Below are 19283 nucleotides of genomic sequence, written 5' to 3'. Positions count from 1 at the left end.
GTGATCTGGCCCGGCTTCGTTGGGGCAAACGGAGCAACACGGCGTAAGACAGGTGTTCCTGGGCTGAAACTGGTTGCACGGCATGAATGAATTGATTCGGTACGCTCCCACACCGAGATTCCCCTATGCCCTCACGCTCTGTTTCAAAACGCCCACCGCGCGCACGCACCAGTCGTCGGCGGAATCGCAATCAGGCCACTCGAGCCGAACTTTGCCGCCGCTTGCTGTCCCCGTTCGAATCACTGGAGGACCGGCGCGTGTTAGCCGCTGGCCTGCCCAGTGATGACGGCCCCCACGAAAAAACGTCGGCACTGTGCGCATCTGTGGGAACTCCCAACGATCAAATTCAGCGCGGTGGATCAAGACTGCGGATGGATCTTCCGGGACAAAGCCAAGCAGACGCAGCATCAGATGCAGCCTTAGCCGTTAACCTGCAACGCACGCCCCATCCGAGTGTTGGCAGATTCTTGGTTCTCGGCCAAACCCCGGAAGCCGAGCAGGCACCAGGTCAGGCAACCGCTCTGGTTCAGGCAACCACACTGACCACGATCGACTGGCTCGGCGGCGATGGTGACTGGTCGGACCCGACGAAATGGAATGGTGGAGCGGTTCCCGGCCCATTAGACATCGCGATGATCGACGACCCGCTGGCGACAATCACGATTAACCATGATCAGACCTTGCAACTGGCAGCGTTACAAAGCAACGCCACCATCAATTTGTTAAGCGGAGCGTTGCTCGTTCAAAGCGACTCCACGATCAGTGGAACCTTCTCCGCGACATCGGGAACAACGATTCAGGCGACGGGCAATCAAACCAGTCTGACGATTGCCGGAACCGTTGACATCGATGGTGCAAATCTCAAAGCGTCCGATGGTGCGCGGATTGAATTGCAAACGTTGACCGAGTATCAGCATGCTGCCCCCAGTTCCTCCAAGCACCGCACTTGGATTGCGGAGGGACTGGGTTCACGAATTGACGCACCACAGTTAGAGCAACTTACCGGCGGCGTGCAAATCGGTAGTCGCTTCACGATCCGTGCAAAGGACGGTGGCGTCATTACGCTTCCCAAGCTGGCGCAAATCATCGATCGACAAGACGGCAATGCTTCCTATCGAGCCATTGTGTTGGAAGCTGACGGCAATGCAAGTGCGATCACAATGCCGGTGCTTGAACAGTTCACCGATCGCAAAACCTCGCATTCGTCCGACAGCAGCTACTCACAGCTTCGCGCCACAAACGGTGGGCAGATCCATGCCACCAGCCTGCATCACCTGGACGGCGTCTGGGCCACCGTCGATTCGGCCAGCCAACTGGCAATCGAAGCGATCAAAACCTGGCACCATGGCCGACTGGACCTTGCCGGCGGCGATCTTTCCTTGCCGCAATGGCTGGAATCACAAACGACACATCTGACGATTGATGCGGGAACCGTAACTGCCAATCAGTTGCAACATTTCAAAGGTGGTTCAGTCGCCGTTCATCAGGGCGGCCAATTCGATGCCAGCCAGATCGTCAGTCTCGATGGCAGCGGACTGGAAGCATGGTCAGGATCAGCGCTTCGCTTCCCGGCGGTGGTGGCATATGTGTTCGAGAGCTCCACTCACACCTACCATCGCGACTGGATTGCTGACGGAGAGGACAGCCGAATTGAATTGCCGAACCTCACGGCATTGACTGGCGGTGATCGCTATGAGTCCAGGTTGTGGATCACCGCGCAGAACCAAGGGCAAATCCTGTTGCCCAAGGTGCAACGCATCGCGGATCCTGAAACCGGCTTTCAGCGACGTGGTGCCATTCATGTGACTGCCGACGGCGCGTCCAGCCATGTGGACTTGGGTTCCTTAGAAGAAGTCACGGATCGCGGACAGCAGCCAGTCGCCAGCGGCGCTGGTGGAATTCGCTCCAGCATGGTTGCAACCGCTGGCGGCAGCCTCAACCTGACGTCCTTGCATGCGTTACAGAACGTCGACGTCTTGGTGGACCAGCAAGCAACGTTTCCTTTTGAACAACTGGATCAGGCGATCAACTCGATCCTGCAATCCTCTGGCACACAACCGCTGTCCTTTGCCAAGTTGATGTCGGCTCCCGGTTCGGCAATTCGCTTGCACGGCCATGCCGCCGACTTGTCGACGCTAAGCGATCTGCGACAGGGTGAGCTCAGTTTATCAGGAGGCGCCAGCGTCTTGGCGCCGCAACTTGCCAACATTGACTCGGCAAGCCTCCTGGCCGCAGACGGTGCGGTGATCAGATTGCCGAATGTGAGCCGGATCGATCACAACCTCTCTGCCAACGCGAGCGTCGCCAGATTGCGAGCAGAGGGGCCCGGCAGTTTGCTCGACCTCAGCCAGGTCACGCAAATGACCGGCGGAACCGCCTTCGGAACCGTGCTGGCAATCGAAGCGGCTGACGGGGGCAAAGTGGATCTAAGCAAACTTCAATCGATTCATGACCCAGAAATCGGGGACAAAGCCAATCGACGGACCGAAATCATCAGTGAAGGACTGGGCAGTCAAATCCGATTGCCATCACTGCTGCAACTGACCGATCGCTCATCGGGCAGCCTGACGGGAACCAAGCGATTTTCATTGGTGCAAAGCGTCGATCAGGGCGTGATCGACTTCGGCACCGATCGTCGCTCTCAAGGCCAGCCTGCCGTCGAGCTGACGGGTGTTTTCGTCTCCGCGGGAAATCAGCCCAACGACCTCAGCACCGACGCGCCACCGACCCTTATCGGTGACCTGCAGATTGCAGAGTCATCGATTCTGGCAGGACATGGCCGCATTGAAGCCACCGAGATCCATGTCGCTGGCTCATTACAACCCAGTGGCAAGCTAACGATCGCCGGCGCCCTGACTCTGGACAGCGCCGCGGAGCTTCTGATAGAAATTGGTGGCCTGAACGAGATCAGCCAGTACGATCAAGTTTCCGTCACGGGGCAGCTTCAGGTCAACGGGGACATCCGGTTTCAATCCAAGAACGGGTACGCCGCTGGACCGAGCGATCTGTACCAAGTCCTGGCATTCGGATCACTGCTGGGAGACCTGACCTATCAAGGGCTGGACTTTCCCGGGCACGCGTTGGTTCCCCAGCTCAGTCCCACCAGCTTGTCGCTGACCACTGGCTTTGCAACCGGACCACGGCTTGATCAGGTTCAGCCGTCCCTTGCCGCACAAGATCTAGAGGCACCCTTCTTGGTGATGGCGTTTGACAAACCCATCGACGCCAGCACGTTGACGGAACAGAACGTCCGTGTGGAAAACCCCAGCGGCGACTTCATCAGTTGGCAAGTGATCGAACCTGTCGATGAAACGCTGCGCACATGGAAACTGGTGGCCGACATCGGCAACTGGATCAATGGAACGCATCAATTGACGCTCGGTCCTGGAGTGACGGATCTGAACGGCAATCTGATGAACCAAGATCAAGACTTGGTCAATGGCGAAGCCGGCCAAGACGAATACACCCAAGCGGTGCTCTGGGAGATGCCTTTGCTGGTCGACTTTGTTCCCAGCGAACTCAAAGCTCCATCGATTGCACAACCAGGCGATCGCATTGATGTTCGCTGGAATGTGCTCAACCAGGGAAATCGGGCCACGGACGCGGCTTGGATTGATCGCCTGGTGCTCCTTCCTCTTGAAGAGGGCTATCAGCGGTGGGTCGGATCGGTTCGTCACCAGATGCAGGTGCACCCTGGCAATGACTATTCATCCACCTTGTCCGTTCCGTTTCCAGCGATCCCCGATGGCCAGTACCAGTGGCTGATCGAAGTGGATGAATCGGACGACTATTACGAAGCCCAGTACGACACCAACAACCAACTGCATGGAGGGACTGTCACCGTTTCTCGGCCCGATGTCTGGCCGGTTTCAGCGACGGCCCCGTCGCAGGCAATCGCAGGACAACAGGCTTCTATCTCTTTAGAGTTGACCAATACCGGAAGCGGCGCAGCACGAGCGTGGACACAAGGCTTTTATCTGTCCAGCGACGAAACCCTGTCGGCAGACGATCGCCTGGTTGACCGCTTGATGGTCGATCAAGCCCTGGCGTCGGGCGCAACTCAAGTGTTAGAGACAGAACTGACGTTGCCGGTCGATCTGTCTGGATCGCTGTACTTGTTATCAGTCACGGACGATGACAATCAACTCTTCGAAGGCAACACTGGTGAAGCCAACAACGTTATCGCAACCCCCATGCAAGTCACATTGGCCCCCTATGCAGATCTTAGCATCAGCAGTTTCAATGCTCCCCAGAGAGTCATTGGCGACCCTGTCACGTTTGATGTGTCTTGGACCGTCGAAAACATCGGAACAGGCCTTGGATTGACCGACACCTGGCACGACGAAATCGTCCTCAGCCCGAACAACGTGATTGGAGATGACGATGACTTGCTGATTGGCAGATACTCTCACCCGCACCCCTTGCAGGTCTCCGAACGCTACCAACGTCAAGAAACCATTGAATTGCCCATCGGATTTGATGACCGCTTTCACATCGCGGTGATCACGGACGCTGATCAGCAAGTATTCGAGAATCAACAGGAGGCAAACAACGTCCGGCAAGCATCTCAGCCCATCGACTTGATGCAATCGTTGCCTGCGGATCTGGTTGTCACGGAGATTGAACTGGCTGGCCAGATTGACGCCGGCGAAACATTGCAAGTTCGCTGGACGGTGGAAAACCAAGGCTTGGGCATCACGGATCGCGGCGATTGGGTGGACCAAATTTTCCTGATGAGCCAACCGGCGGACGATTGGCAGTCCGCGGCGCCAATTGACGGCACGTTGATTGAGTGGCAACACTTTGGACAAGTTGCCGTTGGGGGACAGTACACGCACGAAGCCGAAATCTTGATTCCACACGGCTTACAGGGCGAACATTACGTTGTCGTCCGCAGCGCTGCACGGCAGGCGCCTTATGAATTTATCTTCGATCAAAACAACGGGGCACTCAGTGATCTGGTAACAATCACTGAACCACCATTGCCAGATCTGCAGATTCAATCCCTTCAAGTCCCCGAGCAGTTTACCGAAGACAGCCGGATTGATGTCCAGTGGACCGTCAGCAATACTGGCAACGGAGATCTTGTCACCAATGCCAACTCGCTGACCGGTTGGCAGGATCGCCTGCTGTTGCGACCGCTGGATCCGGCCAGCGCGCCCGGTGGCGCATCCGGCGACCGTTTGCTGGCAAGCTATCGTCGCGGCGAATCACTGTTGGCTGGTCAGTCCTACACCCGCCGCGAGTCGGTGCAAATCCCCGGCCAGCTGGCCGGCGCGTTTGAATTCGTCGTGATCACTGACGCGATCGGCGACGTTTACGAAGGCCAATCGGTCACCAACAATCAACGGCAACAGAACGTCGTGGTCAACGCCCATCGGCGACCTGATCTGCAAGTCAGCTCGATCGACATCCCCGAACAATTAAGCCCCGGTCAAGTCCTGGCGCCCTCCTTCACCGTGATCAACCAGGGAACAGCGGCAACAGGGTCAGAACAATGGGTGGATCGTGTTTACCTGTCGCTTGATGCGTCCATCGATGAAGCGGACCTGTTGCTGGGTGAGGTTGATTCGGTTAGCGCGTTGGAATCCAGCGCGGAGTACGCTTCGCAAGTCAGCGGCTTGACGGTTCCCATGCGATTTCGCGGCGACGCCTATGTGATCGTGCAAACCGACGCGAAGGACCAGATTGACCAATGGCCTCACGACGGCAATGACATCCGAGTCCAATCGTTGTTCATTCAGCCCACGCCGTTGCCAGACCTTGTTGTCGAAGACGTTGTCGTCGCAGATCAGGCCATCGCGGGATCAACGATTGATGTTCGCTTTACGGTGACGAACTATGGACCAGGTGAAACCGTTCGCAGCGTCAACGATGCCAACGCCATGCAGTGGGACCAATCCATTTGGTTGACCCAGGATCGCAATCGACCACACCCTGGTAAAGGCGACCATTTGCTGCGCCGCGAAACCCACCAAGGCAGCCTACAGAGTCTGGCCGGCTATGACGAACAGGTGTCAGTGACGCTCCCCGACCAGCTGCCATCGGGCAAGTGGTACATCATGCCGTGGGTCGACTCCTATGACAGGATCGTGGAAGACACGCTCTCGACGAAGATCAATTTGGACGATCCGTTACAAGCGGACAACAACAACTATCAAGCTGCCGCGATTGACATCATCGGATCGCTTGCCGATCTACAGGTCACTCAGATCGATGCCCCCGCATCGCTGACCGCGGGACAGCAACTGGACGTCTCCTGGGTCGTGCAAAACCGGGGGCTCAGCGACGCCGGTCCGGGGCCATGGGTCGACCGTGTGTATCTAAGCGATTCGCCCAACCCAAATCGCGACGATGCCAACACGTTCTTGCTTGGCGAAGTGCAACGCAAAGGCGGCTTGGTCGCTGGTGGTTCCTATGCCGAACAACTTTCGATCCTGCTTTCACCGGCAACCACAGGTCAATACCTGATCGTGATTACCGATGCGGTGCAGCCCTCCAGCGGTGGTCTCGATTTGTCAGTGATCTATGAAAGCCTGGGCGCGATCGACACCCAACCGGTGATTCAAACCGTCACCGAAATCAACGAACAAAACAACTGGCGCGCCGCTCCTGTTGATGTAACCGTCCAGGCGGCCAACCTTGCGATTGTGGATTTCGAATTGCCTCAACAAGCTCAATCGGGTGAAGTCGTCTCGCTGCGATACACCGTTGAGAACGTTGGCCAGACAACCCTCTGGCCGGGCACTGGATACTGGAAGGACTTTCTGTGGCTTTCACCAGACCAAGAGTTTCATCGTCACAGAGCATCCTACTTGGGCGAAGCCACTCATCTTGCCAGCCAGCCACTGAAGCCCGGCGATCGCTATACCATTGAAAAAGAGATCCAGTTGCCTGAGGGCACCGACGGAAATTATTCGCTATGGATTCATCTCAATGCAAACAATGATCTTAGCCCCTTGGTGTTTCCCTATGACTCACGAATCTTGCGGACCGATTGGTTTCCGATCCAGCAGGGACGCAATCAGGATTGGCTCAGCCACTTCCAACGATGGGCGTTTGAAGATCCACGCGATAACTTGTTCCGAGTTGATCTGCCGATCAGCTATTACGAAGCTGATCTACAGGTTAGCGACGTCACGATCCCCGCTGTCGTTGCGTCCGGACAATCAATCGAGATAACGTACACCGTGACCAACGTGGGCAATCGGGCCACACGTCAAACGTCGTGGACGGATCGAGTGTTTCTCTCACATGATCCCTCCCTCGATCAAACCGACACTCAATTGTTGGCATCACCGCGTGTCGGAGTGTTGCATCCCGGACAGCACGAAACACGGACGGTCCGTGTCAATGTCCCAGCGGGCATCGAGGGTGACTTCTTCGTGACCGTGTTTGCCGATGCTGCGGCCAGTCGGGATCGCGGAAACCGTCCAAGCCACATTGGTTTGGGACTGACCGGTTTGGAGTTTGAGTTGCCTGGTGAATTAGCACCTTGGGATTTGGCATCACAAGCGGCACGACGATCCGCTCGCGGTCGGGTTCATGAATTCCAAAACGAGGGAAACAATGCGCTGACGCTCCCGTTGCATGTGAACGCGACCACACTTCCAGACCTGCAAGTGACCACCGTCGAGGCTCCCCAGCGAGCTCCCAAGGCTGGTCAGATTCAAGTGAGCTATCAGGTCGCGAACGAAGGCAGTGCAATGCCACCTGACCAAACCGCTTGGTTCGATCATGTCTATCTTTCACGCGATCAGTATTTAGATGTGACCACGGACCTCTACTTAGATTCCTTTCGGCATGAAGACCGATTGCCCTCTGGCCAAGAGCGCACCGTCAGCGTCTTGTTGGATCTACCCCCGGATCTCTTAGGTCCTTTTCACGTGATGGTCGTCACAGATCCATTGGGCCGCAGCGCTCACGGCAAGGTGCTCGAAGGGAAACAGGAGCACAACAACACGAACGCGGATCCGGTGCCAACGCTCATCGAGCTTCCAGCTCCCGTCGACTTGGTGGTCTCCTCGATCGAGGTTAGCGAGCTGAGCGAAGTCGGGCAGGAGTTTCAGCTGCAGTGGACAGTCACCAATCAAAGCGACCAACCGGTCACAGGGCGCTGGTTTGATGCCGTCTATCTAAGCCAGGACGCGGCGTGGGACGCAACAGACCACGTGCTGCCAACCAGCGAGTTTGACGGCGTTTTAGCAGCAGGGGAAAGCTATTCGAAAGTCATCACCGTTGCCGCCCCCGCTTTGACTCCTGGCACCTATTACGCCTTGGTTCGCACCGACATCTTCGACCAAGCCTATGAAGAAAATGCCAACGAGAACAACGCGGGAGCCTCAGCATCCACTCTGACCATCACGCCCACAACGATCCAACTGGGCACGGCACTGGATTCACAGATCGCGACGGCAGATCGATTGTTTGCCGTTCAGGTCTCAGCGGGCGAAACCTTGGAAGTAGCCATCAACAGCGACTCGGCAACGGGCAACGAAGTGTTTGTTCGGTACGGCCAAGCCCCGACTGTCAATCAGTTTGATGCTCGTTCGGCGGGCTTGGTTTCCACACAGGCCAGCGCAATCGTTCCGCAAACAAGAGCTGGCATCTATTACGTCTTGCTGCGCAACCGGGGCGCTGTGATCGCACCCGACCCCGACCCAATCCCCGTTCAGGTCTTGGCCAGGACCCTGCCACTGACGATCACCGATGTGCAAACCGATTTCGCTGGCGACACGGGACTGGTAACGGCATCTATTCATGGTGCAGGATTTGATACCAACGCAGTCGTGCGGTTAGTGCGTCCGGGGTTCGCGGAGATCGAACCGGCGGCAATCGAGCATCTGTCAGCGACCGAACTCCGCGTCCGATTTCAGTTTAACGAGGCCTTGCATGGCCTGTACGACGTACAGGTGATCAACCCAGATGGTCAAACCGTTGTCGCACCCTATCGTTTCTTGATCGAATCAACGGTGCCAGCCGAGATCGCCGTTGGCATTGGTGGCCCTCGCTATGTCTTCGCAGGTGATAACGGCACTTACAGTCTTAGTTTGCAGAACATCGGCAATGTGGATGCGTCCTATGTGGCTTTTGATGTGCAAGTCCCTGCATTAGGCGTCAACCGTCAGGTGCATAACCTGCCGTTTTTACATTTTGCATCCAACTTAGGTGGGCAACCATCGCTGGGTGAATCAAGTGATTCAGAACAGTGGGCGCTGCTGGACTCAGCGTTGAACTTGGACGGTTACGTGACGGCCTCAGGCTACGCCTTTGCGCATGCCGCTCAGGAGATGACGGGAATCAGTTTTGATGTACAAACCTACCCCGGCTTGCAAGCGCTGCATGATCACGCCTGGGAAGAATTCAAAGCAAAGATCTACGAGGCGCTTCCCAAATACGCGGAAACGGACCTGCTGGCCGAAGGTCCCAAGGCTCTGGATCTGATCTGGCCGGGGCTGTACTTGCTTTGGGAAACGTTCGGCTCTGTCCCCAATCTTTTAGTTCAGCCCTTGGTCCCATTCCAGTTCCATGTCGCTGCCTCGGCGACAGCGATGACCGAAGACGAATTCATTCGTTATGCAATCACTCAGGGCGAGATCCTGCGCCAAGGGATTCTGCAAGATCCCGGCGCGGATGTTGCTTTGGTCTCCTTGGCCGCTGACGCCAATCAGTGGGCGGCGCTGTATCTCGATTCCTTAAGATCCTCCGGTCAGCTGCATCGAATGGATCAGCTGTCCACGATTGATACCGTTTTGATCAGCCAAGTGGCGTCGCTTGCAGGGTTAGTGCTCAATGGCCCCGCGGGACAAACAGCAATCGCAAATGGCAATCCGGTGGATTTGTTTCAACAACTGCGGATGTGGTACGGGCATGACTCAGATCAGTTGGCGGAAACTCAATTGTCCGGTGACAGTTTCACAGCGGATTCGCTTGCGTTGCTAGCGATGCTGAAAAACCCCAACCCTGTTGCTATCGTACCGACGATCGACGACGTTGACCTGGGGCTGCAGTCACCGACGCACTTTCAAAGCACTCGCGTCTACGTGCCCTGGGTGCCGTTCCACCAACGCGACACTGGCATCCCCGCAGACTATCAAGTCAATGGCATCCTGACCAATGATCAGCAGCCGTTGTTCCCGCTTCATCCCCCCGTGGGTGAAACGCAATCGGATCGCGTTGCAACCGGCACGATCTCCCAGCAAGGACCGCTGGCGATTCAATCGTCCGGTTACCTGGCAGCGGATCAAGCGATTCCGATGGCGGTTCATTTTCAGAACACAACAAAGAACGGCCGGTATCTGAACGAGATTCGCCTGCACGTTCCACTGGATCCGCTGATCGATCCAACACGTTTCACGCTGGGCGAGATTCGGCTTGGGGATTTGCAACTGACCCTGCCAACAGGCCGACCACAGTATCAACGCGATTATGAACTCCAAGAACAATTGGGATTCAACATTCGATTAAGCGCTGGCATCGACGCGACTCACTCCACCGCGTCTTGGTTGATTCAAGCGATTGACCCTGCCACGGGCCAAGTCTTGACGGATCAACTGCGAGGACTGTTGCCACCGAATAACGCCAGGGGTGACGGTGCGGGCTATGTACGTTACCAAGTCCAGCCACTTCCCACGGCCAGCACTGGCAATTCGATTCGCTTGGGTGCCTCATGGCAATCCGATCTCACTGCACCGGATGCTGCCGAGCCATTGATCTACCAATTGGATGCGACACCGCCAGTGGCTTCTCTAACGGTCTCACAAACCGAGGAACGGTGGCAGGTTTCCTGGCTGGCTAACGAGGAGACCGAAGGGAGCGGGGTGCGGCACGTGTCACTTTATGTGTCCAAAGATGGAACCAACTACCAACTTTGGAAACGGCAGGAGGCTCAGCCCGAAGGCTCAAGCGTCTTCCAAGGGCTTCCAGGAGAAAACTATCAGTTCCTGGCACTGGCCACCGACTGGGCCGGCAATCAAGCCTCACCACCGCTTGGGGCGATCGTTCCCTTTGATGGCAGTGTTCACTCGGTGACCGGGCAGCCGGCCGCCGGTGGAACCAGCGTGCCACCGGTGATCCCACGGGCGGCCCGGACCACCAGCGCACCTCATCCATTACTGTCCGCAGCGGCTCAGCAAGTCGTCAGCGCGACGGAGGAGGATGGAGCCTCGCAACCCTCCTTTCAGTCCGCCGTCCAGCCTTTTCAATTGGAGCGCTTTGCGGGCAACTTTAGTGGCTTGCAAGATGCATCGGGCATTGGTCCGACTGCAATTGCCCAGTCACCCCAGGGCGACTGGTGGATTGTTGCCGGCAGTGGACGCAATCAACTGTATCGATTTGGTCAGCGCGGCGATCGACACGCCGGAGGCACCGCCGCAGCCCTGATTCACCAACTGCCCTACCCTGTTTATCAAATGCAGTTTGATGATGCTGGGCGTCTGTGGGCGACAACCGGTGGCGGCCCACTGCTGCTACTTGATCCAAGCGACGGATCCTTGATCGAGCAATATGGTGACGGACTGACCTTGGGACTAGCAATCGATCCAATTTCGCAGAATGTCTTCGTTGGCTCTCGATTCGGCGTCGAGCGTTTTGATCCTGAAAGTCACCAATTCACTCGATTCACACGCGATCAAAACTTGCGTTACGGCAGCTTGGCCTTTGACGAATCCGGGCGACTGCATGCGGTGGTTTGGCCCCAGCGTGATCGTGTGGTGCAGTTTTCGGAAACGGGACGAGCATCCACCGTCGCGGAGTTCAAGACGCCGATTGATTCCATCGCTTTTGGGCAACCGCAAACGGCTTTGTCAGGCCTCTTGTTTGTGTCTCATAACGGTGAACCGACGGACCAGGGCAGCCATCTCACGATGATTGACCCCGGCAGTGGGCAACGCGCAATCATCGCCCGTGGTGGCACGCGCGGCGATGTCGTGATGACAGGACGTGATGGCGCGATCTATGTCAGCCAGACGGACACCGTTGACCGGCTCAGCACGGTCAGCGTTCCACAGGTCGTCGCGACGCGTCCCGCACCGGGAACGATCGCCGCGCTTCCACTGGCAACGTTGCGCGTGACCTTCAGCCAACCGATGAACGAACACGCCCCTGATCATCCGGGATCAGTTCTTAATCCGGACAACTACCTTCTAAGTTACCGCAACGATCCGAGCGACACTTATCAACCCACCGATCAGGTCGAAATCAACACCATAATTTATGACGCGGATTCACGCACGGCGTTGGTTTCCGTTGCAGGCATGCAAATCGGTGACTATCAGTTGACGGTGGTCCCCAGCATCGAAAGCCGTGGCGGTTTCCCGCTGCCGACCGCCTATCAAGTTGCCTTCCAAACCGTCAGTGACTTTACGGCACAAGTTGAATGGGAAATAACCGGGACACGATACCACCGTTTGGAACAAACCGTTCGTTACGAGGTTCGATTCACCAATCGCACGCCATACGATCTCTTGCTACCGATGTCGCTGGGACTGAGTCCCAACAGTGCGTCATCGGACTCCGTCCCCTTGAATGCCGCGTGGTCGCCGCAATTGAACACCTGGCTCGTGGATCTTGCCCCCGCCTTACCCGAGACATTGAGCCTGCGTCCCGGTGAAAGCACCGATTCAGTGACCGTTGAATTGTCGCTTGATGAAGTCGGTTCGGCGGACTTCGTTCCAACTCTGTTTGCCAGCGCGACGGTCAACCAACCGCCGCAACTCCAGAAACCAAATCCCGCGTCAATCAATGCGGGAGCTTTATACCAACATCAACTCCAGGGGCAAGACCCCGACGGCAGTCAACTCTGGTTCCTGCTGGTCGATGGACCGGAGGGCATGCAACTTGATGAACAGACTGGCTTACTTTCCTGGCAGACCAACAGCGACTCCCCACAGCAGACCACCGTCGGGGTCATCGTGATCGATTCGCGGGGAGCGATCGCATCGACAGCGTTTGAACTGCAAGTGATTGGTGGAAATCGTCCTCCACGGTGGATTGATCCACCTAGCGATCTCACACTACGCGAAGACCAATCACTGGCGATTGCGTTGAATGCGTTAGATGTCGACGGCGATCCCATCGAGGTCTGGGCAGATCACCTGCCGCCGGGCATGTTTTTCGACCCCGATTCAAATCATCTGCTTTGGTCACCGACAGCGGACTCCGCAGGCCGCTACCGGGATGTCACTCTCTTCGCCAGCGATGGCAAGCAGACGACAACACACGCTTTTACGATTGACGTCATGGATCTCAATCAAGCACCTCTTGTCACACTCGTTGATTCCTTGACCGTCCGACAGGGAGACTTCGTGCTGCATCACGTTCAGGCAAGCGACCCCGACGGCGACACTTTATCCTTTACTTCGGAACACTTGCCAAGTGGCGCCACGCTAGATCATCAAACCGGTTTGTTGCAGTGGCGCGTTGGCTACGCTGCACCGTCGCAGTTGAGCATTCCCATTCAAGTTCATGCCGGCCAGCACTCCAGCGAATTGACGCTGCCGTTTGAAGTACTCAATGCCAACGGCATTCCGTTCTTTGAAAATCGACCGGTTCGTTACCTCCAGCAAGGCCAGTCGCTTGATGTCTCGATGCGCGCGATCGACCCCGATCATGACGGGGATCCTGTTGAACGCTTGCAGTATCAGGTCAGCAACTTGCCAGCCGGTGCGACGTTCGATTTCCAAACGGCACAGCTTCAATGGACACCAGATCATCATCAATCGGGACGCTTTGAAATTGAAGTCACCGCCATCGACGATGGCGATGGAACAGAACAACTCCATTCGGCCTCAACAACCTTGGTGGTCGAAGTCCAGCCGATCAACCTGGCTCCTGTGATCGAGCCGATTGATGCGATTCAAATCACGCGAGACCAAACGCTACAGGTCCCTGTGACAGCCGCCGACCCCGAAGGCAATCCAGTCTCACTGCAACTCAACCGTTGGGCCGACCATGCTGCGTTGCCATCGTTCATTCGTTTCAGCGACCATCAGGACGGAACCGGAACGATCGAGCTTCAACCAACGGTGGGCGACCGGGGAAGCTACACGTTCAGCCTGGTTGCCACGGATGACGGCGACGGCGAGGGAGCGAACTTCATCGCTCAGTCACGCTATGACTTCTCGGTGGTCGTGTTAAGCGAAAATGAGCCGCCAACGATCGAGCCCATTCCCGACACCGTTGCCCTAGTCGACACGCGCGTCCAAGTACCTCTCCAGGTTTTCGATGCCGATCAAGAGCCACTGTCGGTCACTTTTTCGGGACTACCCGATCGAGCAGTGCTGTTGGCAGGACCGGTTTACGGGCAGTACTTATTGAAGTTCGATCCCGGCACAGCAGACGTTGGACGTTACCAGGTCACCGTCACGGCAAGGGACTCTGGCAACGGAGAGACCAATCGTTCCTTGTCGACCACAACACCATTTGACTTGATCGTTCGTCAACAGAACTCGCCGCCGCAGGTGAACAGCGTGGAATTGCTTGATCGCTCTGCAGGGCAGTTGCAACATGCTGATATGGAAACCGCCTCGGTTCAAGTCAGTGAGGGTCAAGAATTGGCGATGCAGTGGCAGACCTCGGACCCGGAGGATGACGCCTTGCATTGGACCAGCACCGCCTTGCCGCTAGGCGCTCGCCTGGATTCTGTGACGGGACAGCTGTTTTGGACGCCAGCTCATGACCAAGCGGGCACACACACCATTGGCCTGCATGTCAGTGATGGAGCCTCGGCACAGTCATTTCAATTGACGATTGATGTCGCGAACACGAATCGAGCGCCCTTGATCTCTAATCCCTTGCCACAGTTTGGGCGTGAAGGATCGCCCCTTGAATTCAGAGTGTTTGGGGCGGACCCCGATGCAGACTCGGCGACTTGGTCGGTGGCCAACTTACCCCGAGGCGCCAGCTTCGATCCCAGTCGCGGCCGAGTTCGCTGGCTGCCCGACTTCGATCAGGCCGGACGGTATTCCATTGACCTCATGCTGACAGATGCTCAGGGCGCGGCCCAGCAGGTCACGGTTCCAATGATCATCTCAGATTTCAATCGAAACCCTCAGATTGCAGATGCAGTGTCCCAAGCATTGGTCGGCCAGCCATTCGAATATCAAGTTCAGGCTGATGACTTGGACAGGGATGACGACTTGGTGTACACGGTCGCAAACCTGCCGGAGGGCGCGACGTTCGATGAACAACGGCCTGTCATTCGCTGGTCCCCCAGTCCCGGCCAACTGGGTGTGCATGTGATCGACTTATTGGTTGACGATGGCGTGGCTATCTCGCGAGGCACGCTGCAAGTCCACGTGACTGCGATCGCCAGTCAGCCAATCATTGAAATCGTGACCACGCCGCTGCAAGCAGCCACACCCGGCCAATCGATCCGTGTCCAAGTGATAGCCAGCGGAATCGCAGCGATCGTGCAGCGTTCACTGGTGGCCAATGAACAACCCGTCACGCTGGATGCAAACGGCGTCGGTTCTCTAGAGATGCCCGCTGATCAGTCGCTCCACCTGACAGCTACGGCCCATGATGCCGATGGTTTCATCGGCACCCAATCACGCGAACTCAAGCCACGAAGCGGCCCTGTCAATCAGCCAATGCAGATCGCCTGGTCCAACCTTGACGATGCGTTGATCACCGAGCCTAGAGAGATCCGAGCGAGCATTGTTGCACCCAACTTGCTGAACTGGACTCTGGAACTGGTCGCAACGGACAGCCAGTCAGCACGCTTGTTGAATCAAGACGACATCGTTGGTCACGAGAGTTTGTTGACCACCCTGGACCCCCGACGGTTTGCCAATGGACACTATCGCTTGCGACTCACGACGACCGATCTGTCAGGAAACATTGCCTCGATCGAACAGCCGATCGAGATCCTGACCAGCGACAAAACACAGGGCTTTCAGCGTGTGGACGTTGATGCGGTGCTGGAGGTGAACGACAAACCCTTTGCACTGCAGCGCAGATACGATGCACTGACAGATCAATGGCAATTCACCTGGGATGACTACCACGTTCAATACCCTGTCCCAGTGACTGGAAGCGACGAAGGCGGCTACCCCGTCCGGCAAGGCATCCGGTGGGGACAGCGTGTGTACCTAACGCTCAAGGAGGGACGCCGCGTCGCGTTCCGCTTCGAACCGCTCGCGATTGAGGCGCCAGCATCCACCGGTGGCCCACAGTACTTTGAACCACATTGGGTTAGCCAGGACGGCGTCAATGTTCAGCTACGATCGCCCAGTCAACGCTTGATTCGTGGTGGCGACACGTTCTACGATGCAATCAACGGTGTTCCCTACCATCCAGGCGCGGTCCAACAAGATGATTCAGAATCCGCTGCGGAGGCCTTGTCGATTCATTATGCCGATGGCGTGATCGACCACCTGAACGGACAAGGGAAGTTTCTTCAACGCCGAGTGCTTGACCAAACGGTCGTGAAAAACAGTGACAGTGGACTGCGATTCGGCGATGGCACGTTTGTTCCGATCGTGCGTGACAAACAGGGACGCCCAACCGCCATCCGCTTGCCTGATGCTGAATTGCAATATGAATCTGATCACCAGAATCGTCTTGTCGCTGTCTACCGGGTCGAAGCGGATGATGATTCAGCGCCGCTGCGATTGCATGCGTACGGTTATCTTCCGCTGGTGGACGATCCCACCCTCAACGTGCTAAAGGTTGCAACAGATTCCAACGGTGGTGGAACACATTACCCATCTCAGCGTCCCATTCGGCAGGACTTGGGCGGCACGGTGGAATTTGCGGGATTCGAACAAACCGGTCGCTTGTCCCCCCAGCAAATCGAGTCCTTTGCCTTCCGAATTGATCCCGTCCAATTGCAGCAGACCGCTCATCAACAAGTCTGGCTAAGAGTGCACCTAGAGGGCAACGGGCGACACTTTTCGCCCGCCGTGCCGCAGATCGATGGCTTGCAACCGCTCGCCATTGGCAGTCACGGCGACGGGGTTTCGGCGGTGTATGCTGTCCACCAGGCCGGACTCTACGCTCTGAACATCGGTGCATCTGAGATGCTGGCCGCCAGTGACTATCGCTTGACGATCGACCTGATCGGCGACATCAACGGCGATGGAGCAGTCTCGGGCTACGACAGTCAGCAATTTTGGGATCACAGCGGAGCAACGTTTGGCCAATTGAACTACAACCGCCGCGCTGACTTCAACGTCGACGGAGTGATCGATCGGCAAGATCGCCAATGGCTGGGAGTGAATTTTGGCATCCGTCGCAGCCAGCAAAGTCCGGTCTCACATCGCGGATTCTTTTTTGATCCGGATCGGCAGATCGTGGGGGCCAATCTCCTGGCGACAACCGGCGAACCGGAGTCCGCAGTCAAAGCACCAGCGACTGAAATTGAGCGACCGTTCTCGCTCTCCACAGCGTCCATCTCCAGCGTCACCGTCAATCCACCGTCCAGTTCACCGGGGCCCCTCGCGCACTCGTTGGTCATCCTGGATGATGCGATCATTGGGATCCGCAATGGTGATTTCGACACCGTTTCGGGTTGGTCCCCGAGTGGCCATGCCGTGATTGAATCAGGGCAAGCGAAGATCCACGAATCGCCTGGTTCACGAAGTTCATTACGACAAGGGTTCTATGTTCCGCAAACAGCAACCGTCTTGGAATTCAATCTCCAGGGACTGCAACTCAATGCGACAGAAGATCGAGCTCCTGATGCGTTTGAAGTCGCACTCTTAGACGCTCAGACGCTGCAACCCTTGGTTCCAGCGTTGACGCAACATGACAGCGACGCGTTGCTAAGCTTTGCCGCGGATGGAACGGCGATGACGGCAAACGGTGTCACCATGGTGGATGTCACACCAGCGCGACCGAGCAATGACCTCGGTGGTCAGTGGACGAACGGTCAGATGCATGTGCAAATCGATTTATCCACCGTCACCACTGGCTCATTGGCGATCCTGTCCTTTGATCTCATCGGCCAAGGACACGCGGACAGTACCGTGATCGTGGACACGCTCAACTTGCGAGGCAACACGTTGACGCCACCCTGGACTGCGGGCGACCAGGCGGTGATGCTAGAAGATCAATCAACGACCTTGGATCTGTTGATGAATGATCAAGAACAACTGAACCCTAACAGCCTTGTGATCGTTTCCGCACCCAACCATGGGACGCTGCAAATCGACGATGAAACGGGCCATGTGACCTATACCCCGATGCCCGATTACTCGGGCGACGACTTCTTCACGTACACCGCGTCGGACCATCGAGGGCTTCAAAGCGAAGAAACGCTGGTATCGCTACAGATTTTGCCGGTCACAGATGCTCCAATCCTGGTAGCGAATCCACTTTCTGGCGACCAGGAACAAACCCTGGCGATGATCATTGACGCCCAATCTACCGATCTCGATGGCAGTGAAATGCTGCTGATTGAAATCGATTCGTTACCTGTCGGAGCGATGCTAAGCGCCGGCCAGCGCCAGCAGGATGGTCGTTGGCGATTGACTGCCGACCAGTTGCAGAACTTGCAATTGATTCCATCGGTGGGCTGGAGCGGCCAAGATCAAGTGATGGTGACTGCGATCGCCCAAGATGGTTCCGCCGATCCGATCGGTAAAACCGTCACGGTGCAGGTTGATGTCAGTCACACCATCGCCCAGCCCGTTTCCCTCATGGATTTCCAAATCAATCGCGGCCACCTCCAACGATCATCGATTGATGAGCTGAGCGTCACCTTCAACCAAGACGTTTGGTTCTCGGACGTTGCTGCCGATGTTCAAGTGGTCGATGCGCTGGGGCATCCCATCGTCATCCCACCGGATCGCTACCAGTACGATGCTGATTCAGCGACGTTACAGATCCATGTTTCTGGGCTCATCCACAAAGATGATCAATACTATTTAACGCTGCGGACCACGGGAATTGCCAGCGCTGCCAATCGCAGACAGACGATGGGAATGGATGCCGACTCCACGTCACCCTTCGCCAGCCTCCCTTTCCATCGTTTGCTGGCAGATGTCAACGGTGACAGTCAGGTCTTGCACGACGACTGGCTGACCATTCGCCAAAGTCTTAACACGCTGCAAGGCAACGAACACTACGTTGCCCATCACGACTTGGATTCTGATGGACGCGTTGACCGCTATGACTTCACCATTTGGACCAATTTGCAAAACAAGTTTGTCGATCAGTATGCACCGCGTGTGACAGCAGGACTGACGCTGCCCAACTTTGAACCATCGTTTTCACAGACGTTTCGTCGCGATGCATTGCTGACCGTCTTTGTCCATGACTACAGCGAGATCAGCTCGTTA

General features: G+C 56.5%; 1 protein-coding gene (only partly in view). It reads left to right on the top strand.

The genetic code is table 11. From position 1 onward, the window contains the following. The first annotated feature begins 125 nt into the window (after window positions 1-125). Window positions 126-19283, top strand: the 5' portion of a protein-coding gene (locus SV7mr_RS01990) for a tandem-95 repeat protein (protein WP_145268735.1). It continues 18156 nt past the right edge of the window; only the first 19158 of its 37314 coding nucleotides appear in the window; its start codon is at window positions 126-128; the stop codon falls past the right edge of the window.

Origin of the sequence: Stieleria bergensis, from assembly GCA_007745635.1 — a bacterium.
Classification (GTDB): domain Bacteria; phylum Planctomycetota; class Planctomycetia; order Pirellulales; family Pirellulaceae; genus Stieleria; species Stieleria bergensis.
This window is presented reverse-complemented; position numbering and strand designations above follow the sequence as displayed.